Source organism: Arthrobacter sp. Bi26, from assembly GCF_918697925.1.
Classification (GTDB): domain Bacteria; phylum Actinomycetota; class Actinomycetes; order Actinomycetales; family Micrococcaceae; genus Arthrobacter.
On record NZ_CAKKMF010000054.1, the window covers coordinates 1 to 24,595 of the forward strand.

General features: G+C 65.5%; 18 protein-coding genes. 4 read left to right on the top strand and 14 right to left on the bottom strand.

Translation table 11 applies throughout. The features are described from left to right. Positions 1–248 precede the first annotated feature (248 nt). From LQV16_RS14695 to typA, 3 genes are all read right to left on the bottom strand, one after another. A complete protein-coding gene (locus LQV16_RS14695; RefSeq protein WP_229994644.1) occupies positions 249–1,058 on the bottom strand; it encodes a type IV toxin-antitoxin system AbiEi family antitoxin domain-containing protein in 810 nt (269 codons plus the stop codon). A 336-nt stretch (positions 1,059–1,394) separates the two neighbouring features. Beyond that, positions 1,395–1,772, bottom strand: a complete 378-nt coding sequence (locus LQV16_RS14700) for a hypothetical protein (RefSeq protein ID WP_229994645.1) — start codon at positions 1,770–1,772, stop codon at positions 1,395–1,397. A 27-nt stretch (positions 1,773–1,799) separates the two neighbouring features. Continuing rightward, positions 1,800–3,728, bottom strand: a complete 1,929-nt coding sequence (typA, locus tag LQV16_RS14705; RefSeq protein ID WP_229994646.1) for a translational GTPase TypA — start codon at positions 3,726–3,728, stop codon at positions 1,800–1,802. Positions 3,729–4,010: 282 nt separating this feature from the next. Here typA and LQV16_RS14710 point away from each other — a divergent pair, with 282 nt between their 5' ends. Beyond that, a complete protein-coding gene (locus LQV16_RS14710; RefSeq protein ID WP_229994647.1) occupies positions 4,011–4,943 on the top strand; it encodes an SGNH/GDSL hydrolase family protein in 933 nt (310 codons plus the stop codon). 129 nt (positions 4,944–5,072) lie between these two features. Here LQV16_RS14710 and LQV16_RS14715 read toward each other — a convergent pair whose 3' ends face one another. From LQV16_RS14715 to LQV16_RS14735, 5 genes are all read right to left on the bottom strand, one after another. Then, positions 5,073–6,794, bottom strand: a complete 1,722-nt coding sequence (locus LQV16_RS14715; protein WP_229994648.1) for an ABC transporter ATP-binding protein — start codon at positions 6,792–6,794, stop codon at positions 5,073–5,075. 11 nt (positions 6,795–6,805) lie between these two features. Beyond that, the gene (locus tag LQV16_RS14720; protein ID WP_229994649.1) at positions 6,806–7,798 is read right to left on the bottom strand and encodes an ABC transporter permease; all 993 of its coding nucleotides are present in this window, start codon (positions 7,796–7,798) and stop codon (positions 6,806–6,808) included. Continuing rightward, on the bottom strand, positions 7,788–8,717 hold the full coding sequence (locus LQV16_RS14725) for an ABC transporter permease (RefSeq protein WP_229994650.1): 930 nt from the start codon (positions 8,715–8,717) through the stop codon (positions 7,788–7,790). Before LQV16_RS14725 ends, LQV16_RS14720 begins: the two co-directional genes overlap by 11 nt. A gap of 222 nt (positions 8,718–8,939) precedes the next feature. After that, positions 8,940–10,580: an ABC transporter substrate-binding protein gene (locus tag LQV16_RS14730; protein ID WP_229994651.1), complete on the bottom strand. Its 1,641-nt coding sequence runs from the start codon at positions 10,578–10,580 to the stop codon at positions 8,940–8,942. Between the two features lie 303 nt (positions 10,581–10,883). Continuing rightward, positions 10,884–12,710, bottom strand: coding sequence for an ABC transporter ATP-binding protein (locus tag LQV16_RS14735; RefSeq protein WP_229994652.1), 1,827 nt, complete (start codon positions 12,708–12,710; stop codon positions 10,884–10,886). 78 nt (positions 12,711–12,788) lie between these two features. Between LQV16_RS14735 and LQV16_RS14740 the strand changes: the two genes are divergently transcribed. Then, complete coding sequence (locus LQV16_RS14740) at positions 12,789–13,418, top strand: PH domain-containing protein (RefSeq protein WP_229994653.1); 630 nt, start codon at positions 12,789–12,791, stop codon at positions 13,416–13,418. 23 nt (positions 13,419–13,441) lie between these two features. On the opposite strand, the gene LQV16_RS14745 is transcribed toward LQV16_RS14740, so the two are convergent. The 4 genes from LQV16_RS14745 to ychF form a co-directional block, all read right to left on the bottom strand. Next, on the bottom strand, positions 13,442–14,587 hold the full coding sequence (locus LQV16_RS14745; RefSeq protein WP_229994668.1) for an ABC transporter permease: 1,146 nt from the start codon (positions 14,585–14,587) through the stop codon (positions 13,442–13,444). A 26-nt stretch (positions 14,588–14,613) separates the two neighbouring features. Next, complete coding sequence (locus LQV16_RS14750; protein ID WP_229994654.1) at positions 14,614–16,155, bottom strand: ABC transporter permease; 1,542 nt, start codon at positions 16,153–16,155, stop codon at positions 14,614–14,616. Between the two features lie 178 nt (positions 16,156–16,333). Further along, a complete protein-coding gene (locus LQV16_RS14755; RefSeq protein ID WP_229994655.1) occupies positions 16,334–18,115 on the bottom strand; it encodes an ABC transporter family substrate-binding protein in 1,782 nt (593 codons plus the stop codon). 338 nt (positions 18,116–18,453) lie between these two features. Further along, positions 18,454–19,539: a redox-regulated ATPase YchF gene (gene ychF / locus LQV16_RS14760; RefSeq protein ID WP_229994656.1), complete on the bottom strand. Its 1,086-nt coding sequence runs from the start codon at positions 19,537–19,539 to the stop codon at positions 18,454–18,456. Between the two features lie 221 nt (positions 19,540–19,760). Between ychF and LQV16_RS14765 the strand changes: the two genes are divergently transcribed. Beyond that, positions 19,761–20,999, top strand: coding sequence for a DNA recombination protein RmuC (locus tag LQV16_RS14765; RefSeq protein ID WP_229994657.1), 1,239 nt, complete (start codon positions 19,761–19,763; stop codon positions 20,997–20,999). Between the two features lie 67 nt (positions 21,000–21,066). On the opposite strand, the gene LQV16_RS14770 is transcribed toward LQV16_RS14765, so the two are convergent. After that, positions 21,067–22,149: a 4-hydroxy-3-methylbut-2-enyl diphosphate reductase gene (locus tag LQV16_RS14770; RefSeq protein ID WP_229994658.1), complete on the bottom strand. Its 1,083-nt coding sequence runs from the start codon at positions 22,147–22,149 to the stop codon at positions 21,067–21,069. Between the two features lie 9 nt (positions 22,150–22,158). Continuing rightward, positions 22,159–23,019 (bottom strand): hypothetical protein, encoded by an 861-nt coding sequence (locus LQV16_RS14775; RefSeq protein WP_229994659.1) that lies wholly within the window; start codon positions 23,017–23,019, stop codon positions 22,159–22,161. Between the two features lie 231 nt (positions 23,020–23,250). Between LQV16_RS14775 and xseA the strand changes: the two genes are divergently transcribed. Next, complete coding sequence (gene xseA / locus LQV16_RS14780; protein WP_229994660.1) at positions 23,251–24,537, top strand: exodeoxyribonuclease VII large subunit; 1,287 nt, start codon at positions 23,251–23,253, stop codon at positions 24,535–24,537. The last annotated feature ends 58 nt before the right edge of the window (positions 24,538–24,595 follow it).

The window sequence follows — 24,595 nt, forward strand, 5'->3', positions numbered from 1 at the left end:
CCTGTGGACATGTCCTCCCCTCGTTGCCGGCCGTGCACATTCCACCGTTATGCTCATCACCGCGGGCCAGCGAGGGACATGTCCAGTGGCGAATCGACAGAGCACGGGACATGTCCAGTGGTGGCTTCGTGCGGTGCAGAGTCAGTGGTGGCTGGGTGCAGAGCAGGGTCACAGCGCTGGGGTGAGGCGCAGAATCGCAGTGCAAGGGCGCAGGAAAAGGCGCACGAATTTGGAATTCGCGTCCGACTCTATGCGGCGGCGGACAGCCTGTTCAGCGCTTCCCGGACCATGGTAATGAAATCCTCAGGATGGTCCCTCACCAGCTGGTAGGTCACAATCAGTGTCGGTATTCCTCGGCGCGTCGTAACGTTCCAACGCCGCCGGTCTTCCTCGAAGCTCGTCCTATCCATGTGGAACCCGGCCCCGTCAGCCTCAATGCCAAGACGGCCATCGACCATCAGGTCCAGATGTCCCATGCCCGGAACGTTGACCTGCGATTCAACATGAAAGCCGGCACGCCGCAGAAGGAACCGGGCCAGGCATTCAATGACCGACTGTGACTGTGGGACGATCGCCGACACGATCCGGCGCTCCCGGGAGTCGTTCCGGCCATCGAGCCGCTGGCGCAACAAACCCAACGGGAGTCCCTTCAGCACGACGGCGGACTCGGCGATGATCAGCCCGTCAGGTTCAGGCAAGCAGCGCAGGCATTGGACGACTGTGTCCAGGAGCGTCGGCGGAACGGAAGCCCGGTGACAGATGAAGCCCTGGTAACTCCTGCTGTGGGTGAGGGCTATGTGCGGCTGGGCCGGGCCTTCGAGGACCCACAGCCCGCTGAAGTGGGCAGCGGTGATACAAGCAGGCTCCGCCGGCAGTGAGCGAATAGAGATCAGCTGTGCGTCCGCACCGGGCAAGGCATAGACACCGCGGGCTACACGGGACACCGATCCCGCGGCCATCGCCGACTTGAGCTGAAAATCGGAGACCCCCGCCGCGGCAATGTATTTGGCGCGGGCGACGCCGTCGTACTTCGAGAGCACCTCGATAATGTTGGCCATTCACCCATGGTGGAGCCGCACACTGCGCCCGTGCAGTCGGATCCCGCGCTATGTGGAAAACTGCGCGGGCGGGGCCAGGGCTGCGGCAACCCGGGCAGGAGCGAGGACTGGACATGTCCCGCGCACGGGCCCTGCGCCGGACGCGATGCCATTGTGCCCGCTCAAGCGAACAAAAAACGGGCATGTCCCCGAGCCGTGGGTGGGAGTGGACAGGCCCATAGATGAGCGCTGGACATGTCCCGCGGGCCGGCCCTGCGCCGGACATGATGCCATTGTGCCCAATTGAGCGAACGAAAAATGGGCATGTCCCGCGTAGGAGGCAGGGCGGGCCCGGTCCTAGCCGGGCGGGCGCCGGTACCGCCGGCACCAGGCGAGCATGGCCACGGTGATGCCTGCGATGCCGAAGACCCAGACATTGCCCGCGGTGTCGCCGATGACCAGGCGCTTGCCTGTTTCCAAGGTGGACCACCACCCTGTCAGCGCATAACAGATGACCCCGCATACTGCCGTCGGGACGACTGAACGGAACGCCGCCCCGAGCCACACCTGGACCGAGCCCAGCAGCACGAGCGCCGCGACGGCTCCCCACGGGACGTCCACGCCGTTCAGGACCAGATCGTGGCGGTGCAGGGCGGTTCCGGCCAGGGCAACAAAAAGAGCTGCCGGTACGGCGGCGGCAATGCCGCCTGCCGTACCGGCAGCTCTCTTAGTCACGTTGCAGCCGAAGCCCGGAGACCGGGATTAGACCTTGGCGCGGGCGCGGTTGGCCTTGGCACGCTCGTTGGTGTCCAGGATGACCTTGCGGATGCGGATTGAATCCGGGGTAACCTCAACGCATTCGTCTTCGCGGGCGAATTCGAGGGACTCTTCGAGGGTCAGGTCGCGCGGCGGCGTCAGGTTCTCGAAGGTGTCCGAGGAGGCTGCACGCATGTTGGTGAGCTTCTTTTCCTTCGTGATGTTGACGTCCATGTCGTCGGCGCGGGAGTTCTCGCCCACGATCATGCCTTCGTAGACCTCGGACGTGGGCTTGACGAAGAAGGAGCCACGTTCCTGCAGGTTGATCATGGCGAACGGGGTCACAACACCGGCGCGGTCGGCGATCATCGAACCGTTGGTGCGGTACTCGATCGGGCCGGCCCACGGCTCGTAGCCTTCGGAGATGGAGGCGGCGATGCCGGCGCCGCGGGTGTCCGTGAGGAACTTGGTGCGGAACCCGATCAGGCCACGGGCCGGAACGATGAACTCCATGCGGCACCAGCCGGTGCCGTGGTTGGCCATGTTGGTCATGCGGCCCTTGCGGGCAGCCATCAGCTGGGTGACGGCGCCGAGGTACTCTTCGGGCACGTCGATGGTCATGTGTTCCATCGGCTCGTGGACCTTGCCGTCGACGGTCCGGGTGACGACCTGCGGCTTGCCTACGGTCAGTTCGAAGCCTTCACGGCGCATCTGCTCGACCAGGATGGCCAGCGCGAGCTCTCCACGGCCCTGGACTTCCCAAGCGTCGGGACGCTCGGTGGGGAGAACCTTGATGGAGACGTTACCGATCAGTTCCTTGTCGAGGCGGTCCTTGACCTGGCGGGCCGTGACCTTGGCGCCCTTGACCTTGCCGGCCAGCGGCGAGGTGTTGATACCGATGGTCATGGAGATGGCCGGGTCGTCAACAGTGATCAGCGGCAGCGGCTGCGGGTTCTCGGCGTCGGTGAGGGTCTCGCCGATGGTGATTTCCTCGATGCCGGCAACAGCAACGATTTCGCCGGGGCCGGCGGATTCCGCGGGGACACGGTCGAGTGCCTTCGTGGCCAGCAGCTCGGTGATCTTGACGTTCTTCAGCTCACCGTTGGCACGTGCCCAGGCGACGGTCTGGCCCTTGCGCAGGGTGCCGTTGTAGATGCGAAGCAGCGCGAGGCGGCCGAGGAACGGGGAGGCATCCAAGTTGGTGACGTGCGCCTGCAGGACACCGTTCGGGTTGTAGGTCGGGGCCGGGATGTGCTCGATGATGGCCTGGAAGAGCGGCTCGAGGTCCTCGTTTTCCGGGGCTGAACCGTCTGCGGGCTGTTCGAGGGACGCGCGGCCGACCTTGGCTGCGGCGTAAACAACCGGAACATTGAGGATCTTGTCCAGGTCGAGGTCCGGAACTTCGTCGGCGAGGTCGGAGGCCAGGCCCAGGAGCAGGTCCATGGACTCATGGACAACTTCTTCGATCCGCGCGTCGGGGCGGTCGGTCTTGTTGACCAGGAGGATCACCGGCAGGTGCGCGGCGAGGGCCTTGCGCAGCACGAAGCGGGTCTGGGGCAGCGGGCCCTCAGAGGCATCGACGAGGAGGACGACGCCGTCGACCATCGACAGGCCGCGCTCGACCTCGCCACCGAAGTCGGCGTGGCCGGGGGTGTCGATGACGTTGATGGTGATGGTCTCGCCCTTGGAGGACGGACCGTTGTAGGCCACCGTGGTGTTCTTGGCCAGGATGGTGATGCCCTTTTCGCGTTCCAGGTCACCGGAGTCCATGACGCGGTCTTCGAGGTGGTTGTGCTCGGCAAAGGAGTTGGTCTGCTTGAGCATGGCGTCGACCAGCGTGGTCTTGCCGTGGTCAACGTGGGCCACGATCGCGACGTTGCGCAGGTCACTGCGCGATGCAGTGGCTACCGCGGTGTTGGTGGTGGTTTCAGACATGCGTTATTGCTCGATTCAGTGGTGAAGTCAGCTGTGGTATCGCGACATTTCCAACCGGAACGCACGACGGATAAGTCCCTTTGGCACAGGGCACCTACTACCATTCTAAACGCTAGGTCATTTATTGGCCTAAAATGCGAAGCGGCGGCCGGCCGCCGCACCGCCCCAGGAGCGGGACGGGCGCACGGAAGTGGTTTATTACCTGTGAGTAAAGTCACTGGATTTTCCGGCGCCCATGCACCATCATTGCTCTGATAGCAGCAAGCAAGCCCGGAGACATTCATGCGAAACGCCTCGGCCCTGTCCCGCTTTGTCGCAACGATGATCGCCGTAGGCGTAGTTCTTGGCGGCTGTGGGCAGGCCACTTTTTCACCTGCGTACGACGCAGGTTCTTCCGACGGCGGATCGTCCGACGGCGGATCTTCCGACGCGGGCTCTGCGGGCGTGCCACTGACCGCCAGCCAGGCCGGAACGGCTAACGGCGCCGGCGTGCCGGTCGCGGCAGGGGCCGCGGCGAAGACCCGCATCGGGTCCACTATCGACCCGGCCGATCTGCCGAGCGGCTCGACCTACCGCAACCCTGCCAACGGCCGCAACGAGATCATAGTCAAGGACACCAGCAATGTCGCCGTGCTTATTGGCGACTCACAATCGGAACCGTCCTACGGTTGGCCCAGGCAGGGTCTGGCAGCTGCCGGGTACAAGGTCTTCTTCTGCGGCCGGGGCGGCACCGGCTACGTGGCATCGAACGGCAAGACCGGCAACTACGTCGATGCGCTCCAGCGCGGCGATTGGAAACTCCCGTACGGCACCCCTCCCCTCGTAGTGATCGAAGGCGGCGGGAACGACGCCGCGCGCGGCGCCTCGAACGCGCAGATCGTCGCCAACGCCGAGCGGCTGATCGCCAGCATCCAGCAGCGCTATCCGGCGGCCCGGGTGCTCATGGTCGGCACGCTCGCCCGCGGCGTCCACTACGGCGGTGGACGCCGGTCCGAGGTGGACGCGCTTCTGGGGAGGGTGGCGGACCGGCACGGGCTGCCGTTCGTCAGCGCGGGCGACTGGCTCACCCGGTACAACCTCACGGGTTCAATGGCGGACGGGGTTCACCTGAACCGGCAGGGCCACGCGGCCCTGGGCGCCGTTTTCGGCCAGCGGCTGGAGTCCATGGGGTTCGACTACGCAGAGCCCGGCATGCTCGCCGGCTTGTCCCGCTAGCGCCGGACAGCACACCACAGCAACCCTGCACACCACAGCAAAAAGGAGCCGGTGCCCGCCCCAACGGGCGGACACCGGCTCCTGTGCTGCTACCGGCGGACTTGTTCAAGCCCTAGGTAAAGTGGCCGCTCAGGCCACTTCCACCTCCGGCGGCAGCATGAGGCCCGCGCCGGGGATGGCGTTGAGCAGCGCCCGGGTGTAGTCCTGCTGCGGCGACTCGAAGACGTCGTCCGTGGAGCCCGTCTCCACGAGCTTGCCCTTCTCCATGACGCACACGTGGTCCGCGATCTGCCGGACCACCGCGAGGTCGTGGGTGATGAACAGGTAGGTCAGGCCGAGCCTGGACTGCAGTTCGGCGAGCAGGTTCAGCACCTGCGCCTGCACCAGCACATCCAGTGCCGAGACGGCCTCGTCGCAGATGATCACTTCGGGGTCCAGGGCCAGGGCGCGGGCGATCGCGACACGCTGGCGCTGGCCGCCGGAGAGCTCATTCGGGTACCGCTGCATGGTGGACTGCGGCAGCGCCACCTGGTCCAGCAGCTCCCGGACCTTCTTCTCGCGGCTGGCCTTGTCCCCGATCTTGTGGGTCCGCAGCGGTTCCTCGATGGTCCGGAAGATGTTGTACATCGGGTCCAGTGAACCGTAGGGGTCCTGGAAGATCGGCTGCACCCGGCGCCTGAAGGCGAAGATCTCCTTGCTGTTCAGCGTGGAGGTGTCCACGCCGTCGAAGATGATCTTGCCGGAGGTCGGCGTGAGGAGGTTCAGGACCATCTGCGCCACCGTGGACTTGCCGGATCCCGACTCCCCCACGATCGCCGTCGTGGTTCCCCGCTTGACGCTGAAGGAGACGTCGTCGACGGCGGTGAAGTCCGTGGACTTGCCCAGGCCAGAACGCAGCTTGAAGACCTTCCTGAGGTTCTGGATCTGCAGGACGTCGTCGGACTTGGCCGGCTCAACCACGCCGGTCTCGCTCGGGGCGAGCATGTCGTCGGTCTCCACGCCGAGTTCCTTGGCGGCCTGGATGCGCCGGGACGCCAGCGACGGCGCCGAGGCGACCAGCCGCTGGGTGTACGGGTGCTGCGGGTTCTGCAGCAGCTCCAGCGAGGGTCCGGACTCGACAACCTGGCCGCGGTACATGACCACCACCTGGTCGGCGCGCTCGGCGGCGAGGCCGAGGTCGTGCGTGATCAGCAGCACCGCGGTGCCCAGTTCCGTGGTCATCTTGTCCAGGTGATCGAGGATCTGGCGCTGCACGGTGACGTCGAGCGCCGAGGTGGGCTCGTCCGCGATGAGCAGGCGCGGCTGGCAGGCGAGCCCGATCGCGATCAGTGCGCGCTGGCGCATGCCGCCGGAGAACTCGTGGGGGTACTGCTTGGCGCGGCTGCCGGCGTCGGGCAGCCCGGCCTGGGACAGGACCTTTGCGACGTCGTCCGGGCCGCTCGGGAGTCCGTTGGCCTTGAGCGTTTCGCGGACCTGGTCGCCGATCTTCCACACCGGGTTGAGGTTGGACATCGGGTCCTGCGGGACCATGCCGATGCTGTTGCCGCGAAGTTCGATCATCCGCTTTTCGCTGGCGTTGGAGATGTCTTCGCCATCGAACAGGATCTGGCCTGCAGCGACGCGCCCGTTGCCCGGGAGCAGGCCGATGGCGGCCAGCGCGGTGGTGGACTTGCCGGAGCCCGACTCGCCCACAATCGCGACGGTTTCGCCCGGCATGACGGTGAGGCGGGCGTTGCGGACGGCGTTGACCTCGCCGTTGCTGGTGGTGAACCCGATGGCCAGGTCCTTGATTTCAAGCAGCGGGCGCTCAGTGGCGTACTCAGCTTCCTGGAAGTCAACAGAAGTGCTCATGGTGTCCCCTTTCATCGCTTGCGGGCTTTGGGATCGAGCGCATCACGCAGGGCATCGCCCAGCATGATGAAGCTCAGGACGGTGATGGACAGCGCGATTGCCGGGTAGAGCAGCGGCATCGGGTTGGACCGGAGCGAGGCCTGCGCCGCCTGGATGTCGTTGCCCCAGGACATGACGCTGGGCGGCAGCCCGATGCCGAGGAAGGACAGCGTGGATTCGGCCACGATGAACGTGCCCAGGGAGATGGTGGCCACGACGATGATCGGGGCCAGCGAGTTCGGCATCACGTGGCGCATGAGGGCGCCGAACTTCGAGACGCCGAGCGACCGGGCGGCCGTGACGAAGTCGGCGTTGCGGACCTCGATCACCGCACCGCGGGTGATGCGCGCGATTTGCGGCCAGCCGAAGGCCACCAGGATGAGCACCAGCGTCCACACGGTCCGGTTCGTCCGGAACATCGGCAGCTGCATGAGCACGATCGCGCCCAGGATCAGGGGCAGGGCGAAGAAGATGTCATTGATGCGGGCCAGGACGGAGTCGATCCAGCCGCCGTAATAACCGGCCACGGCCCCCATGATGCCGCCGATCAGCAGCACCCCGATGGTGGTGAAGAGGCCCACGGTCACCGAGGACCGCGTGCCGAAGATGACGCGGGCGTAGACGTCGCAGCCCTGCTGGGTGAAGCCCAGGGGGTGGCCCGCGGCGGGGCCGGCGTCGGAGTTGGCCAGCTGGCACGCCTCCGAGCCCGGGTCGATCGGGGAGAAGAGTCCGGGGAAGAGGGAGACCGCCACGACCACCAGGATCAGGAGTGCGGAGATGAGGAAGAGCGGCTGCTTGCGCAGGTTCTTCCAGGCCTCGCCCCACAGGCTCAGCGGTGCGGCTTCGTCCTTGACCCGGTCCGTCACCTGGAGCGGGGTCTCGGAGACATCGGCCACGAAGTGCTCGGTCCGGCGGGCCGGGCGGAGGGAGGTGTGCCGTGCGGTGGTGGTGTTATCAGGAGTCATAACGGATCCTCGGGTCAAGCCAGCCGTAAAGCAGGTCAACGAGCAGGTTGGAGAGGCAGTAGATCAGCACCAGGACGGTGACGATCGAGACCACCGTGGGCCCTTCGCCGGACAGTACGGCCCGGTAGAGCCGGTTGCCGACGCCCGGAACGTTGAAGATGCCTTCCGTGACGATTGCGCCGCCCATCAGGGCACCGAGGTCGGCGCCCAGAAAGGTAATGACGGGAATCAGGGAGTTGCGCAGGATGTGGACGCGGACCACCTGGAACCGGGAGAGGCCCTTGGCCGTGGCGGTGCGCACATAGTCGGCGTTCATGTTTTCGATGACCGACGTGCGGGTCAGGCGCAGGACATAGGCGAAGGATCCCAGTCCCAGCACGATCGCCGGCAGGATGAGGTCCTGGACGGTCGCCGCGGAGCTGACGGTCGGCTTGGCCCAGCCCAGCTGGACGCCGATGGTGAACTGCAGCAGGAAGCCCAGGACGAAGATCGGGATGCCGATCACGATCAGGGACGCCACCAGGACAGTGGCGTCAAAGAACTTGCCTTTGCGCAGGCCGGCGATGAGGCCGAAGACGATGCCGAAAACTGCCTCGAAGATCAGCGCCATGATGGCCAGCCGGGCTGTGACGGGGAAGACCTCACCGAGCACGGCGGCGATGGGGCGTCCGGAGAAGTCCTGGCCGAGGTCGAACGTGAAGATGCTCTTGAGGTAAAGCAGGTATTGCATCCAGAACGGCTGGTCCAGGTGGTACTGCGCCCGCAGCTTGGCTGCCACGGCCTCGTTCACCGGCTTGTCGCCGAACAGTGCCACGATGGGATCGCCGGGCAGGCTGAAGACCAGGAAGTAGACCAGCAGTGTTGCGCCCAGGAAGACGGGAATCAGTTGCAGGAAACGCTTGAGGATGTATGTCGACATCAGCGAGTCACACCCTCGTTGGCAGGCATCCTGTCCAGGGATGCGGCGGAGTTGTTCATCAAAGAACCTTTTCACTATGGATGCAGGCCGGCGCCGGTTCATTCACGGCGGCAGGGCTGCGAAAAGTTCGCCCGAAGAGCCGGGCATCAAGAAAATAAATGGTGGGAAAACACGACGACGGCGGAGGCCCCAGTATGGGCGGCCCCCGCCGTCGTTTTGTTGTTACTTACCGGTTACGTTGTAGTACAGCGGGACGCCGTCCCAGCCGTAGTCGACGTTGGTGACCTTGTCGCTCCAGCCGCCCTGGGCAACCTGGTACCACAGGGGGATGGCCGGCAGGTCCGTCAGGAGGATCTCCTGGGCCTTGTTCATGGCCTTGTTGCCCTCGCCGACCGTCGCGGCGTTCAGGCCGTCGGAGATGGCCTTGTCGAACGTCGGGTTGGCGTAGTTAGCGTCGTTGGAGCCGGCACCGGTCTTGTAGATCGGGCCGAGGAAGTTGTACAGCGACGGGTAGTCTGCCTGCCAGCCGGCACGGATGGAGCCGGTGAGGGTCTTGGCGGTGGCGTCGTTGCGGGCTTCCTTGAAGGTGGCGTACGGCTTGCCTTCAACCTTGATGCCGAGCGTGTTCTTGAGCTGGTTGACTACTGCCTCAACCCAGGCCTTGTGTCCGCCCTTGTCGGCGTTGTAGGCAATGGTGAAGGTCGTGTTGGCGTCCCACTTCTGGATCGCGTCGGCCTTGGTCCAGGCCTCCTTGGCCTTGGCTGCGTCGAACTTGAGGTTGTCGGCACCGGCGATCGAATCGCTGTAGCCGTCAAGCACGGGGGCCGTGAAGTCCTTGGCAGGCTGGCGTGCGCCGTTGAAGATCACCTTGGTGATTTCCTCGCGGTTGATCGCCATGGAGATCGCCTGGCGACGAAGCTTGCCGGCCTCACCGCTCCACTCCGGCAGGTATTCCGGGATGGCGATGGTCTGGTTGCCTGCGTACGGCTTGTTGATGGTGCGCTCGCCAAGGTCAGACTTGAAGTTCTTCAGCGCGCTGGTCGGGATGGTCTGCAGGATGTCCAGGTCGTTGGACAGCAGGGCCTGGTAGGCGGAGTCGTCGTTCTGGTAGATCTTGAAGGTCACACCGGCGTTCTTGGCCTTGCGCGGGCCGCTGTAGTCCGGGTTCGGAACGAGCTGGATCTGCACATTGTGCTGCCAGCCGCCGTCCGCCAGCTTGTACGGGCCGTTGCCGACCGGCTTCTCGCCGAAGCCCTTCGGGTCCTTCAGGGCGCCGGAGGGAACCGGAACAAACGCGGTGTAGCCCAGGCGAAGCGGCCAGTCAGATTCCGGCTGCTTCAGTTCAACGGTGAACGTCTGGTCGTCAACGACCTTCAGGCCGGACATGGTCTCGACCGTGGAGCCTTCTGCGCTGGCTTCGTCGTAGCCCTTGATGCTTTCGAAGAAGCCGCCGCTGAGCTGGGCGTTCTTGGCTGCGGCGCCGAAGTTCCAGGAATCGACGAAGGACTTGGCCGTGATGGCCTCGCCGTTCGTGAACTTCTGGTCCTTCTTGACCTTGATGGTGAAGTGCTGGCCGTCCTTGCCCTCGATGGACTCGGCGAGTTCGTTGACCGGCTTGCCGCTGGGGTCGTAGCTGACCAGGCCCGCGAAGATCATGTCGATGACCTTGCCGCCGCCAACTTCGTTGGTGTCGGCCGGCATGAGGGGACGCTGGGGTTCGGAGCCGTCGGCGAAGATCACTTTGCTGGTGTCTCCGCCGGTACTGCCGCTACCGGTTGCAGAGCCGCTGGCACCGCATCCGGTCAGGGCGAGGGCGGCGATAGCCACCATGCCCAGTGCTTTGGAAGTGCGCGAAAAACGCATTCCGCCTCCTATGAGTTGTGGGAGTTCGTGAGGGAAAAACTTATGCTTCCCCGTAAGCAGGCACAGGGGTATCCCCTGTGACGTGGCCTACATATGGAAGTAGCCTAGCCCTTAAATGTCCAAATGTTGGAACTCCGTTGCCAAACCGTGATCCGACAATCTCATGACGGTTAACGTCAAGCGCGATGTATTTCAGGTCACACGCTACTGGCTGGTATTATTCGCCCGCTTTGTGACCCGGGTTACCCGCGATTAACTGGAATGCGGCGGCTTTTCGCCCCTGTTTGAACCCTCCGGTAAGCTTCAGCTGGCCCCTGAGAGCAGCTGCGCGCGCAGTTCGCGACGCTCGCGCTGCTTGTCCGGATCCGGCAGCGGAACCGCCGCCAGGAGCCGCTGCGTGTACGGCTCCTGGGGGTTGCGGAGGATCTGGTCCCGGGTCCCCTGCTCCACGATCCTGCCGCGCTGCATGACACAGATCCGGTCCGCGAGCACGTCCACCACCGCAAGGTCATGGGTGACGAACAGGCAGGCGAACCCCAGTTCCCTCTGCAGGTTCTGGAACAGATCGAGCACCTTGGCCTGGACAGAGACGTCGAGGGCGGAAGTGGGCTCGTCGGCGACCATCAGCTTCGGCTTGAGGGAGAGGGCACGCGCGATCCCCACGCGCTGCTTCTGCCCGCCGGAGAGCTCGTGCGGGTAGCGGTTGCGGTAGTCCCGAGGCAGCTCAACCTGGTCCAGGAGCGCCTCAATGCGCCGCTGCAGTTCGGCGCCCTTCGCGGTCCCCGACAGGAACATCGGCTCCCCGATGCTTTCCCCGATGGGCAGCCTGGGGTTCAGGGACGACGAGGGATCCTGGAACACCATGCCAACGTGCCGGCGCATCTCGCGGAGCTGGCGGCCGTTCTTCTTGGCAGCGGAAATGTCCTGCCCGACCACCCGCATGGTACCCGCCGCCACGGGCAGCAGGCCGACGGCGGCCCGGCCGATGGTGGTCTTGCCGGAACCCGACTCGCCGACGAGGCCGACCACCTGTCCGGGATAGATGACCAGGTTGGCCCCTTCCACGGCACGGAAGGCCGGCACCCGGCCCTGCTTCGGGTAATCGATGGCGACATCGCTGAGCTCCAGGACCGGTTCGCCCTTCGGCTTGGCCGCTTCTGCTGCGGCCAGGGCGGCGGCATTTTCGCGCTCCCGCCGGATCAGCTCCTCTTCCGGAATGGAAAGGATCTCGACGTGGGTCGCGGCGGCGAGAGCGGCGGTGACGTCTACGTCCGCCGCGGAATCCGCGCCACCCTGGCCCAGGTGCGGGACCGCAGCCAGCAGCGCCTTGGTGTACTCGTGCTGCGGGTTGTGGAAAATCTGCGCTGCCGTCCCCGTCTCCACGATGAGGCCCTTGCGCATGACGGCGATCCGGTCGGCGAGGTCGGCCACCACCCCCATGTCGTGAGTGATGAGCACAATGGCACTGTCCAGTTTGTTCCGCAGGTTGCGCATGAGGTCAAGGATTTCGGCCTGGACTGTCACGTCGAGGGCCGTGGTCGGCTCATCGGCAATGAGCAGCTTCGGGTCGCAGGAGAGCGACTGGGCGATCATGGCGCGCTGGCGCTGGCCGCCGGAAAGCTGGTGCGGGTAAGACCGGAAGGCCTTCTCCGGATCGGGCAGTTCGACAAGATCCAGCATGCGCAGGGCCCGGAGTCGGGCTTCTTCCGGCGAAACCTCATTGTGCAGGCGCACAGTTTCCACGATCTGCGACCCCACGGTGTAGACCGGGTTCAAGGCCGTCATCGGCTCCTGGAAGATCACCGCGACGTCCTTGCCGCGCACGGCACGGATATTGGTTTCATTGCTCCCCAGCAGTTCACGGCCGCCGAGCTTGACACTTCCAGTCACACGGCTGTTACTGGGCAGCAGGCCCAGCAGCGCCATTGAACTGGCGCTCTTTCCGGACCCGGACTCCCCCACGATGGCGAGAACTTCGCCGGCCCGGACCTCGTAGTTCAGGCCGATCGCGGCCGGGACCCATTTTTTGTCCACGCCGAAATCCACGCTGAGGTCCCGGACTTCCAGGACGGTTTCGCCTTTGCCAGGCACGGGTGAGGCCGGCGGATCGAGGGTGATGAAGTCAGTCATGATGGGCTATCCTTCCGCCCGGGCCGCCGGTGCACCGGGGATTAGTACTGCGGCTCGGAATACTGAATTATTGGGGGCATGAGCTCTGCGCCGCACGCCGGAAATGTTGAAGTCTTCAAACCACGAACCAACAAATGGTTCGCGTGGCTGTCCTGGGCGGTGGCCGCGTTCGGTGTCGTGGTCACGGTTGTCATGGCAGGGCCGGGGGCGCTGGGTGGCATCGCCCCGCTGGCCTTCATTGCCTTCATGGGCTGGCAACTGTTCTGGATGCCGTCCGTTGTAGTCCACGACGCCGGCGTCACCCTGGAGAATCCGTTCCGCTCCATTGAGGTCCCGTGGGCAGCGCTGGTGCACGTCGATACCCGCTTTGCTCTCACGCTGGTCACCGCCGAGAAGAGCTACACGTCCTGGGCCGCGCCCGCCCCCGGCATCTGGGGCGGGCGCCACGCCAGGCCGGAAGACCTCCACGGCCTGCCGGCAACCACTTACGGTCCCGGCAAGTCGGTCCGCCCGGGCGATCTGAAGACCACGGACTCCGGCCAGGCCGCCATGCTGGTGCGGGGCCGGTGGCATGAGCTGGTGGAAGGCGGGCAGCTCGCCGCCGGCGACGCCTCCACCACCGCCGTAACCGTCACCGTCCGCTGGGTGGCGATTGGCGCCGTCGTACTGCTCCTGGCGGCCAGCTACGTGGCTGTCACCGCCAGCTAGCCGGCACCTGCACGGGGCCGACATTACTGGTCCCGTGTCCCGTCGGATGGTCCGTCGTGCCACGGTCCGTCGTGTCCGGGTCCGTCGGGCCGGAATTCCTCGGGCTCAGGCCTGTCGAGGCCGGTGGCGGCGCTTGCCTGCACCGCGGGACCGCCGTGATCCTTGGCCTTCTTGGCATTGAACTTCTTCTGCCGCGGGTCAAAGGCGTCCCGCAGGCCGTCGCCGATGAAGTTGATGCTGAGGCAGATGAGCACGATGAACAGGCCCGGGAACCAGAAGAGCCAGGGCCTGGTGGCGAAGGCCTGCTGGTTCTGCGAGATGAGCAGGCCCAGGGACGTGTCCGGGGCCTTGACGCCGACTCCGAGGTAGCTCAGCGCCGTTTCCGTGAGGATCGCGGCGGACATTGTCAGGGTCACGTTCACGATCAGCACGCCGACGGCGTTGGGCAGGATGTGCTTGAAGATGATCCTGGCATTGCTGGCGCCGGAAATCCGGGCTGCATCGACGAACTCGCGTTCGCGCAGGGACAGGAATTCGCCGCGCATCAGGCGGGCCAGGGCGACCCAGCTGATCAGGCCCAGGAAGATTCCGAGGGCCAGCACGCCGTTGGTGCTGGCGAACGAAGCGAACCAGCTCCCCTGGTCCCGGCGGCCGGCGAGCTGCGCCATGACGGCCGCCAGCAGCAGGGCGGGAATGATGATGATGACGTCGGTCAGGCGCATCAGGATGGCCTCGGCCCAGCCGCGGAAGTACCCGGAGATGGCACCGACCACCACGCCGATCAGGCCGGCGATGAGGCCGATCACGATCATGATGGTGATGGACTGCTGCGCGCCGCGCATGGTCATGGCGAAGAGATCGCGGCCGATCCGGTCCTGGCCGAACGGATGTTCGCCCCACGCCAGCGGCCACAACGAGGAGGTGGGTTCGCCGCCGTTGACCAGGGGCGAGACTTGCGTGTGGGTGTACTTCCACCAGCCGGGGATTCCCAGGTAGCCCACGGAGGTGAAGGCCAGGACAAAGATGAAGGCGAAGACGATGAGGCCGATGATGGCGCCGGAATGTCCGAGGAACCGTTTCCGGACGATTTGGCCCTGGCTGAGGCCCTTGGCTTCGAGGACCGGCTCGATTCCGGCCGCGGCTGAGATCCGGGAGGCGTCTTCGGCCATGATTTCTTCCTGCTGGCTTGGCTGGCTCATGCTTTTACCCTTACGCGCGGATCCAGTGCGGAGTAGGCGAGGTCCGCGATGAGGTTGAAGACCATGGCCGTGATGGCCACGCAGATGAAGACGCCCATGACGGGGTTGGGATCGACGTGCGCGATCCCGTCCAGGAAGAGGAATCCCATGCCGCGGACCGAGAAGACGGTTTCGGTGATGACGGCGCCGCCGATCAGTGCCCCTATGTCGAACGCCACGATCGTGGCGATCGGGATCAGGGCGTTGCGGAACGCGTGGCGCATGATGACGGTCCGCTCGCTCAGGCCCTTGGCCCGCGCCGTGCGGATGTAGTCCATGTTCATGATTTCGAGCATCGAGGCCCGGGTGAACCGCGTGTAGCTGGCCAGCGAAATGAGGATCAGGGCCAGGGTGGGCAGGATCAGGTGGGTAAAGGAGTCGAGGCCCAGGACCCAGAAGTCGCCCTGGATGTTCGGCGTGCTGGCACCGATAGTCGCGATCGGCCGGCCGCGCACACGGCTGTTGTTGAAGTAGCTGGGCCATGCCTGCATGTAGCGGTCCAGCAGGATCAGGAAACCGACCAGGAACGAGGTGATGGCCGCGGCGCGCATGGACTGCCCGCGGTCATAGCCTCCCATCAGGTAGCCGATGCCCATGCCGATCAGGACAAAGGCGATCGCCAGCACCACGATCATCACGAACGTGGCCTCGTTGAGCAGCGGCTGAAGGAGGAAGTACAGCACGACGCCGACGCCGACGGCGATGAGGGCCGACTGAAGGGCCTTGCGGTTCTTCAGCCCGGCGGAGAGCAGGGTCACGGCGAAGGCGATGCCCGCACCGGCGATGGCGATGACCACGGGCCCCAGGCCCGGCGTCTTGAACCATTCGGTGGCGGAGAAGTAGATGAGCACCGCGGTGACGAAGGCGAAGGCGACGGCGCCGGCCAGCAGCCGGCGCCGCATGGGTCCGCCCGCCGCGACGGCTGTCACTGCGCCGACGACGACGCCGATGCCAAGCGCCGCTGGCAGCGGCACGTCGGGGTTTCTCAGGAAGTTGTTGAAGCCGATGGCGCCGAATTCCTTGAGCAGGACGGCCACCCAGAAGATCGGCAGGGAGAAGAAGAGGAAGGCCATGAACGTGACGCCGTAGTCCAAAGTGCTGTACTGCCGCAGGGCGGTGATGATGCCCAGGGTGATGCCGATCAGGATGGCGAGCACCGTCGCCGCGGTGACGAGGGTCAAGGTCTGGATGAGCGCATTGCCGAGGGCCTCGGTGATGGGCTGGCCGGCGATGTTTTTCCCGAGGTCACAGGAGTTGGCGAACGGAACGAGGCACTGGACTGCGCCGCCGAACCATTTGAAGTACCGCAGCGGTGCCGGGGTGTCCAGCTGCAGGAGCTCGGTCCTCGCGTCCATGAGCTGCTGCTTCTGCGGCGAGGGGTTGGCGCGGAATTCCTCCAGGGGATCACCGGACGCCGCTGTCAGGAGATACACGAAGTAGGACGCGCCGAGAAGAATGAGGGCGGCAGTCACGAGCCGCCGGAAGATGTAGGTCACCATTGGAATAGAACCTCGGAATTCGGGCCCAGGGATTGCCCGGACCGGTCGCGGAGTTTGGCCGGTTCCCGCCGATGTGGCGGCGGGACCACGGCATCGCCAGGATATCGCCAGAAAGGCGTCGGGACCGAAGAAGCTGTGGTCCCGACGCCTTTCCAGCAGTGTTACTTAGGGTCGCGGGCTACTTCTGTGCCCATTCCCAGAAGTTCCACCAAACGCCGGTCTGGTTCGGCATGTACTTCACACCGGTGATGCGGTCGCTGTATGCGTCCACGCCAACCGACTGGAAGAGCGGAAGGCCGTAGGCCGAATCCCAGATCATCTTGTCGATCTGCGCAACGAGGCCGTCCTGCTTGCTCTTGTCGGTGGTGACAATCAGTTCGTCCATCAGCTTGTCGGCTTCAGGGTTGCTGAACTGGTTGAAGTTGGAGTCGTTGCCGGACTTGAAGATCTGCGGAACGCCGGACACGCCGACACCCGAGTTGCTCCAGCCGAAGATGGTGGCGTCGTAGCTGCCGTCACCGAGGGCCTTGCCCCAGTCAGACTTGCCGAGACCGCCGTCGACGATCTTGAAGCCGGCCTTGGTGGCGGACTCGCTGATCAGGGAGTAGGCGTCAACACGGTTGGGGTTGTCCTTGTTGTACATGATGCGAACTTCGGGGGTGGCGCCGTTGAGCAGCTTCTTGGCACCCTCGATATCCACACCCTGGTAAGCGGAGGAGCCGTTGTTCTTGGCCGATTCGGCGTACGGGGCCTGGTCCGGAACGAAGAGCTGGGAGTCAAGCGGTGCAGCGTTCGGATCCAGCTTCTTGACGATCTTGTCGACGATGTCCGTACGCGGGACGGCCTTCATGAACGCCTCGCGGACGTTCTTCTCGGCAAACGGGCCCGAGTAGTTCAGGTCGATGTGGTCGTACGCGAGCTGGTTGCCGACGTCGACCTTCACGCCCTGGCTTTCGAGTGCCTTGAGCTGCTCCACGGTGTCCGCGGATGCCTGCGGGGCGATGATGTCTGCCTCGCCGTTCTTGAGTGCCTGGACCTGGGCGGGTGCCTCACCGATGTAGCGGACGGTGATTTCGTCCAGCTGGGCTTCCGGACCCCAGTTGTAGTCCTTGTTCTTGACCATGGTCAGGGACTGGTCCTGGTTGACGCTCTTGACGATGAACGGGCCGTTGGAGAGGTAGAGGCTCGGATCGGCCGGCAGGGTCTTGGTGTCAAAGCCGGTGTTCCACAGGTCCGACATGGCCTTGAGCTGCGCGTTCGCCGGCTTGGGGGCCTTGGAGTCGCCGCGGGGCATGCCCTTCAGCAAGTCAATGAACGCCTTGGTGTCAGCCAGGCCCGCCTTCTTGGCGAGGACGTGGGCCGGGATGTCGATGCCGGGGCCGCCGATGGCGATTTCCCAGTCGGCGAACGGCTTGGAGTACTTCAGCGTCATGCTGCGGCCGTCGTCACCGAGTTCCGGGAAATCGGTGAGGGCAATGCCGGTCGGGTCACCCGCGTAGGAGAAGTAGGACGTTCCGGTCTTCCCGTCCGCATCGGCGTCGTTGTAGTAACCGGAGAAAGCAGCCCACTGGAGCACAAGGTCGGCCGCGGTGACAGGCGTGCCGTCCGACCACTTCACGCCGTCGTTGATGGTGTACTTCACCGTCAACGGATCGTCGGAGACCTTTTCCATCTTGCCGAACTTCTCATTGCGAACAACGTTGAGCTTGTTGTCGATGTAGAAGAACCCTGAGTGCGTGGCGTAGCTGACCTTTGAGTTAATGTCAGTGTTTCCATCGGCCGTGTTCGGGTTGAACGTATTGAACGCGTTGACCTCTACTACGGTTGCCGATCCGCCTTGCTTGCTTGCTGCGGCCGCAGTGGTCGGGGTTGTCCCGCCGCTGTTGCCCGCGCAGGCGCTGAGGGCGATGGCAGCTGCTGCCGCCACGCCCACTGCTTTGGAAATACGACCCAAGCGCATTCCGCCTCCTTGTTTCTGTGGTGTGGGTGAGACCGGCGCCAAAAGCGCCAGACAGACGTCCACACTCCCCCAGCGGCAGTGTGGCCCGTCTCACATGGCATGAAGCGTAAACCCCAAAGCCCGCTCGGAGCCACCAAAGTTGACCGACTGTAAAGTTCGTTACCGAGCTGCAACATTGGACAGGTTCCGCAGGGCCAGCTTTCCACAGAAACGTTGACGGCGGCGTAACAAAAAGATAAAAGAGCCGCACACAGGAAAAGCCCCGATCCGAAAATCGAGGCTCCTCCAGTTAATCGTTAATTACTTGGCAGAATTACCGCGCTGCCGGGCGGCGGCCGTCAAACGTTGAAACGGAATTCGACCACGTCGCCGTCGGCCATGATGTATTCCTTGCCTTCGATCCGGACCTTGCCGCGGGCCTTCGCCTCGGCCATGGAGCCGGCCTCGATGAGGTCTTCGAAGGAGACGACCTCGGCCTTGATGAAGCCGCGCTGGAAATCGGAGTGGATCACACCGGCGGCCTGCGGGGCGGTGTCGCCCTGGCGGATGGTCCACGCGCGGGTTTCCTTGGGGCCGGCCGTGAGGTAGGTCTGCAGTCCGAGGGTGTGGAAGCCGACGCGGGCCAACTGGTCCAGCCCGGATTCATCCTGGCCGTTCATTTCCAGCATCTCGCGGGCTTCTGCCTCGTCGAGCTCCACCAGGTCGGACTCAAGCTTGGCGTCCAGGAAGATGGCGTCGGCCGGAGCCACCAGGGCACGCAGTTCCGCCTGCTTCTCCGGGCTGCCCAGGATGCCCTCGTCGGAGTTGAAGACGTAGATGAAGGGCTTGGCCGTCAGCAGGCCGAGTTCCTTGAGGTGCTCCATCTCCAGCTTGTCGCTCTTGATGGAGGAGAAGATGGTGTCGCCGCGCTCCAGCACCGCCTGCGCCGCCAGGATGGCTGCCAGCTCGGCCGCATCCCGCTTCTTGATCTTTACTTCTTTTTCGATCCGGGGGATGGCCTTTTCGATGGTCTGCAGATCGGCCAGGATCAGCTCGGTGTTGATCGTCTCCATGTCGGAGCTGGGATCGACCTTGCCGTCGACGTGGATGACGTCCGGGTCATCGAACACGCGGACAACCTGCGCGATGGCCTCGGCCTCGCGGATGTTGGCGAGGAACTGGTTACCGAGGCCCTCGCCCTCGGAGGCGCCCTTGACGATGCCGGCGATGTCCACGAAGGACACCGCGGCGGGCAGCAGGCGCGCGGAGCCGAAGATGCCGGCCAGCTTTTCAAGCCGGGAATCCGGCAGGTTCACGACGCCGATGTTGGGCTCGATCGTGGCGAACGGGTAGTTCGCCGCGAGGACCTGGTTGCGGGTCAGTGCGTTGAAAAGGGTTGATTTGCCGACGTTGGGCAGTCCGACGATGCCAATAGTAAGTGCCACGAGCATATATTCTACCCGCACGCGCCGGCGATCGTTGCGGCGGCCGGTGCTGGGGCCGTGTGGAGGCCGGCGCGGGGGCCCGCGCGGGGCTTGCTTCGGCGGCCCGTGCCAAGGCTTGGGCGGCGGCCCGCGCGGGGGTTCCGGCCGTAAGACCGGTGTAAATCCCCGGTGTTCCGGGCGTCGAAGCCAAAACTGTCACAGGGGCATGCCACAGTGAAGTCATGGATGCTTTTGCACTGATTCTTGCCCTGCTCATGCTGCTCACCGGTGCCGTCGCCGGCGCCGCCGTCGTCTATTTCCTGCTGCACCGGCGGTACCTTGCCGTGGAACAGGACTTCGACGGCGTATCGGCCCGGCTGTCCGACGTCAGCGCCCAGTTCGCCGCGGCCGACGCCGAGAGGCGCCTTCTCGCGGCCCAGAACCGGGAGCTGGGTGAGTCCCGGAACCAGGACGGCAGTGTTCTCCGTGCGCTGGCGCCGGTGGCGGAGAAGCTCACTGCCGTGCAGCAGCAGGTGTCCCTGCTCGAACGCGACCGGCTGGAGCAGTACGGCCAGCTTGCCCAGCAACTGCAGGAGGCCCGCCTGTCCGATGAGCAGCTGCTGCGCTCCACACATGCGCTCGAGTCTGCCCTGCGCTCCAACAGCGCCCGCGGCCAGTGGGGCGAGGTCCAGCTGCGCCGTGTGGTCGAGGCAGCAGGCATGCTGCGGCACGTGGATTTCCACGAACAGGTCCACAGCGGGCAGGCCCACGGCTCCGGCCCGGACGGCAGCCTCCGGCCCGACCTCGTGGTGCAACTGCCCGGCGCCAAGCAGCTCGTAGTCGACGCAAAGGTCCCGCTGGCGTCGTATCTCGCCGCCCAGGACCTCGGCGCCTCCCAGACAGGCCAGCAGTCCTCGCAGCTGCCCGGCAGCCAGCAGGCGCACCTCGCCGCCCATGCCAAGGCCCTCAAGGCCCACGTGGACGCGCTGGGCAGCAAGAAGTACTGGGACATCCCCGGCAACTCTCCGGAGCTGGTGGTGTGTTTCCTGCCGGCGGAGTCCATTCTGGCCGCCGCGCTCTCGGCGGACCCGGCCCTGCTGGACTATGCCCTGTCCAAGAACGTGGTCCTGGCCTCCCCCGGGACCTTGCTGGCGGTGCTGAAGTCGGTGGCGTTCACGTGGCGCCAGGACGTCTTGACGGACAGTGCCCGGGAACTCTTCGAGCTCGCGCGGCAGCTCTATGACCGGATGGGCACGCTGGGCGAGAACGTCACCAAGCTGGGGTCCTCGCTGAAGACCTCGGTGGAAAGGTACAACTCCATGGTCGGGACCCTTGAGGCCCGGGTCCTGCCCACCGCCAGGAAGCTGAACGCCCTGGAATCCGCCGGTCTGGCCACTCCGCCCGCCGTCGAGGTCGCGCCGCGCGCAGTCGCAGCCCCGGAACTGCAGCCCCGGGACGAGTCCGAAGAGTCCGCGGCCTAAGACGGGTCAGTTCCGACGGCTGAGTGCCCGGGACTGTCCAGTTCCTCGGACTGTGCGGCTCCTGGGACTATTCGGGGCGGGTGCCGCGGCCGCCGAGGGCGCGGGTGACGTCGCCGGCCTGCTTCAGCGTGGCCCGGAGCTCCTTGGGCAGGGAGAACAGGAGGTCTTCCTCGGCCGTGACGACTTCCTCGACCGATCCGTAGCCGTAGTCGGCCAGGAGCCGGAGCACGTCCTTGACGAGGACTTCAGGGACGGAGGCCCCCGATGTCACACCCACCGTGGCGACGCCCTCGAACCAGGTCTCGTCGACCTCGTTCGCGAAGTCGACCCGGTAGGAGGCCTTGGCGCCGTATTCCAATGCCACCTCCACGAGGCGGACGGAGTTCGAGGAGTTGGCGGAGCCCACCACGATCACGAGTTCCGCCTGGGGCGAGATCTTCTTGATGGCCACCTGGCGGTTGGTGGTGGCGTAGCAGATGTCGTCGCTGGGCGGATCCTGGAGAGTGGGGAACCGCTCCTTGAGCAGGCGCACAGTCTCCATGGTTTCGTCCACGCTGAGGGTGGTCTGCGAGAGCCAGATGACCTTCTCCGGGTCGCGGACCGTGACCTTGTCGACCTCGTGCGGGCCGTTGATGATCTGGATGTGCTCGGGAGCCTCGCCGGCGGTGCCTTCCACTTCCTCATGGCCGTCGTGGCCGATCAACAGGATGTCGAAGTCATCCTTGGCGAACCGGACGGCTTCGCGGTGCACCTTGGTGACCAGCGGGCAGGTCGCGTCAATGGTGCGCAGTCCGCGGTCCTCGGCGGACTGGACGACGGCGGGTGAAACTCCGTGCGCGGAAAAGATCACGAGGGCACCTTCCGGGACCTCGTCGGTCTCATCGACGAAGATGGCGCCCTTCTCCTCCAGGGAGCTGACCACGTGGACGTTGTGCACGATCTGCTTGCGGACGTAGACCGGCGGGCCGTAGTGCTCCAGGGCTTTTTCCACCGCGATGACCGCACGGTCAACGCCGGCGCAGTAGCCGCGCGGGGCTGCCAGCAGGACTTTTTTGGGACCGGCGACAGGGGCGGCCGCCAGAACGTCTTCCGGTGAACGCCGTCGGCGCGGAACAGATGGCATCGGAACGGAAACAGCGGTGGAGGTCATGCTCCCATGCTACCGGTGTTCAATCTTGCCCCGTTTGCGGCCCCCGGCGACGCGGACAGCCACGCCTGTGGCCAGCAGTGCTGCTCCCGCAACAGCGGCAGCGACGATCCACTGGCCGAAGCTGGCAGAGCACGCCGCGACGAACTCGTTCTTGAAGAGCTCCGCCACATCGTTGCCGCTCGAGGTCCCGGCGACGGCGGTGCTGGCGGCATCGCTGGCCAGCTTCCACACACCGGCGACCACCAGCGCGCCGACGCCCATGCCGACCAGGACGGTCCACCGGCGTCGGGCCGCAACGAACGCCAGCACGAAGGCGATGCCCGCGCCGACGGCAACGGCGTAGCCCATTGGGGCGTAGACGATGACGCGTTCGATCAGCTGGCGCTGGTTGGACTGCCCGATATGGATCAGCACCTGGCCGGGCGCCTCCACCGGAAGGGTGGTCGCCTCGGTTACCTGCTTGGCCACCAGCCCGGCAAGCGGTGCGACATCCAGGGTGAGCGACGAGGTGCCGTCAACCTCCGGCGGCAGCGTGCTGGGGTCGGCGAACGTGAGGCGGTGGCTCTTGCGAAGGGTTTCCGCCCAGGCCTCGGAGTAGCCGGGCAGCCCCGTGAGCGATTGTGCCGCGTTGTCCAGGACCGGCCGGGCAAGCTCCGTGAGGGCCGCAGGGATGCCGGCGCTGGAAGCCACGCCATCGACGGCGGCCGTGGCGAGCCGTTGCTGGAACGCCGGGTCCTTGCCCAGCGGTGCGGTCAGGGCTACGAAGCCGTCTTCCTGGACGATGTTGCGGTCAACCCACATGGCTGGAACGGCGACGGCTGCCATCAGAAGCCCGATAAGGACGGCGGCGGCGGAGACAAAAGTGCGCAAGGGATTCCTAGGAGGTTGATGGCGTCCCTCCCATCCTAGGGCGGGGCCGGGCGCGGCCATAAAGTCGGGCCCCGGTGGTAGAGCTATGGATAGAGTTGACAGAGACAACTTCCGGCTGCCGGCCGGCCCACCCGCCGGGGAGCGGGCCACCGGCAGTCCCCTCGGGCAAAAGGACACGCACGCATATGCACAAGGCACTCCACAGGGCACTCTCGGCCATGGAGCCCACGCATGCCTGAGGACGCGGCGGCGGCCACCACGCTACCGGCCACCGCGGCTCAAACCAGCCCGGACAACCCCTGGCCTCTGCAGTTGCTGTCCCAGAAGCTCAAGATGCACATCGACCGCGCGCCCTCGGCATGGGTTGAGGGGCAGGTGATCGAGCTCAACCGGCGTGGCAGCAACGCCTACTTGACGCTCCGGGACATCGACGCCGAAATCTCGCTGCCGGCGTCGGTCTGGACCACCGTGCTGGACCGCCAGGACGCTCCGCTGGAACGCGGCTCCCGGGTTGTTGCCCTGATCAAGGCCGAATTTTGGCTCAAGACGGGCCGGCTGAACATGTCCGTGAAGGACATCCGGCCCGTGGGGCTCGGCGACCTCCTCGCCAGGATTGAGCGGCTGCGCCACGCCCTCGCCGCCGAAGGGCTCTTTGCCGATTCCCGCAAAAAACGCCTCCCCCTGCTCCCGCACCGGATCGGCCTGATCACCGGCCGCGACTCTGACGCCAAGAAGGATGTGCTGCGCAACGCTGCCCTGCGCTGGCCGGCCGTCGAATTCGAGATCCGCGAAGTAGCGGTCCAGGGCAACACCGCCGTGGCCCAGATGATCGCGGCATTGCGGGAGCTCGACGCCCACCCCGGGGTCGACGTCATCGTCATCGCCCGCGGCGGAGGCGCCCTCGAGGACCTGTTGCCGTTCAGCAGCGAGGAGCTCATCCGGGCTGTCGCGGACGCGTCCACCCCCGTGGTGAGCGCGATCGGGCACGAAGCGGACCGGCCCATCCTCGACGACGTCGCAGACCTCAGGGCTTCAACGCCCACAGACGCGGCGAAGAGGATCGTTCCGGATGTCGCGGAAGAGCTCGTCCGGGTCCGGCAGGCACGGGACCAGCTCCGCCGGGGGGTCACCCGACTCGTAGAACGCGAGGGCGACCGGCTGGCGGCCCTGCGCTCCCGCCCCGTGCTGCTCTCCCCCGACGTCATGATCACCCAGCGCCACGACGACGTCGAACGGCTCAAAGTCCGCTCGCACTCGGCCATCAGCGCCGCCGTCGTCCGGGCAGCGGACCAGCTGGTCCACCTCAAGGCGCAGGTGCGCGCGCTCTCACCGCAAAAGACGCTGGACCGCGGCTACGCGGTGGTCCAGCTCGCCGGCTCCGGAGCGTCCGCCGCGACGCACCGGGACGTGGTTCGGCACCCCACGCAGGCGCCCGCCGGCACGGACCTTACGGTACGGGTGGCCGGCGGCCGGTTCACCGCCCAGTCCACCGGCGGCCAGGAGCCGGCCGAGGAATAACTGCCCGGACCAAACCCGGGCCCGCAACGCTTGATCCGGCGTCATCCCAGGAACCACC

Excerpts from the sequence above, each read along its gene's own strand:
- LQV16_RS14695 (WP_229994644.1), bottom strand. The coding sequence starts at position 1,058 with ATGGCCAACATTATCGAGGTGCTCTCGAAGTACGACGGCGTCGCCCGC.
- typA (WP_229994646.1), bottom strand. The coding sequence starts at position 3,728 with ATGTCTGAAACCACCACCAACACCGCGGTAGCCACTGCATCGCGCAGT.
- LQV16_RS14710 (WP_229994647.1), top strand. The coding sequence starts at position 4,011 with ATGCGAAACGCCTCGGCCCTGTCCCGCTTTGTCGCAACGATGATCGCC.
- LQV16_RS14715 (WP_229994648.1), bottom strand. The coding sequence starts at position 6,794 with ATGAGCACTTCTGTTGACTTCCAGGAAGCTGAGTACGCCACTGAGCGC.
- LQV16_RS14720 (WP_229994649.1), bottom strand. The coding sequence starts at position 7,798 with ATGACTCCTGATAACACCACCACCGCACGGCACACCTCCCTCCGCCCG.
- LQV16_RS14725 (WP_229994650.1), bottom strand. The coding sequence starts at position 8,717 with ATGTCGACATACATCCTCAAGCGTTTCCTGCAACTGATTCCCGTCTTC.
- LQV16_RS14730 (WP_229994651.1), bottom strand. The coding sequence starts at position 10,580 with ATGCGTTTTTCGCGCACTTCCAAAGCACTGGGCATGGTGGCTATCGCC.
- LQV16_RS14735 (WP_229994652.1), bottom strand. The coding sequence starts at position 12,710 with ATGACTGACTTCATCACCCTCGATCCGCCGGCCTCACCCGTGCCTGGC.
- LQV16_RS14740 (WP_229994653.1), top strand. The coding sequence starts at position 12,789 with ATGAGCTCTGCGCCGCACGCCGGAAATGTTGAAGTCTTCAAACCACGA.
- LQV16_RS14745 (WP_229994668.1), bottom strand. The coding sequence starts at position 14,587 with ATGGCCGAAGACGCCTCCCGGATCTCAGCCGCGGCCGGAATCGAGCCG.
- LQV16_RS14750 (WP_229994654.1), bottom strand. The coding sequence starts at position 16,155 with ATGGTGACCTACATCTTCCGGCGGCTCGTGACTGCCGCCCTCATTCTT.
- LQV16_RS14755 (WP_229994655.1), bottom strand. The coding sequence starts at position 18,115 with ATGCGCTTGGGTCGTATTTCCAAAGCAGTGGGCGTGGCGGCAGCAGCT.
- LQV16_RS14765 (WP_229994657.1), top strand. The coding sequence starts at position 19,761 with ATGGATGCTTTTGCACTGATTCTTGCCCTGCTCATGCTGCTCACCGGT.
- LQV16_RS14770 (WP_229994658.1), bottom strand. The coding sequence starts at position 22,149 with ATGACCTCCACCGCTGTTTCCGTTCCGATGCCATCTGTTCCGCGCCGA.
- xseA (WP_229994660.1), top strand. The coding sequence starts at position 23,251 with ATGCCTGAGGACGCGGCGGCGGCCACCACGCTACCGGCCACCGCGGCT.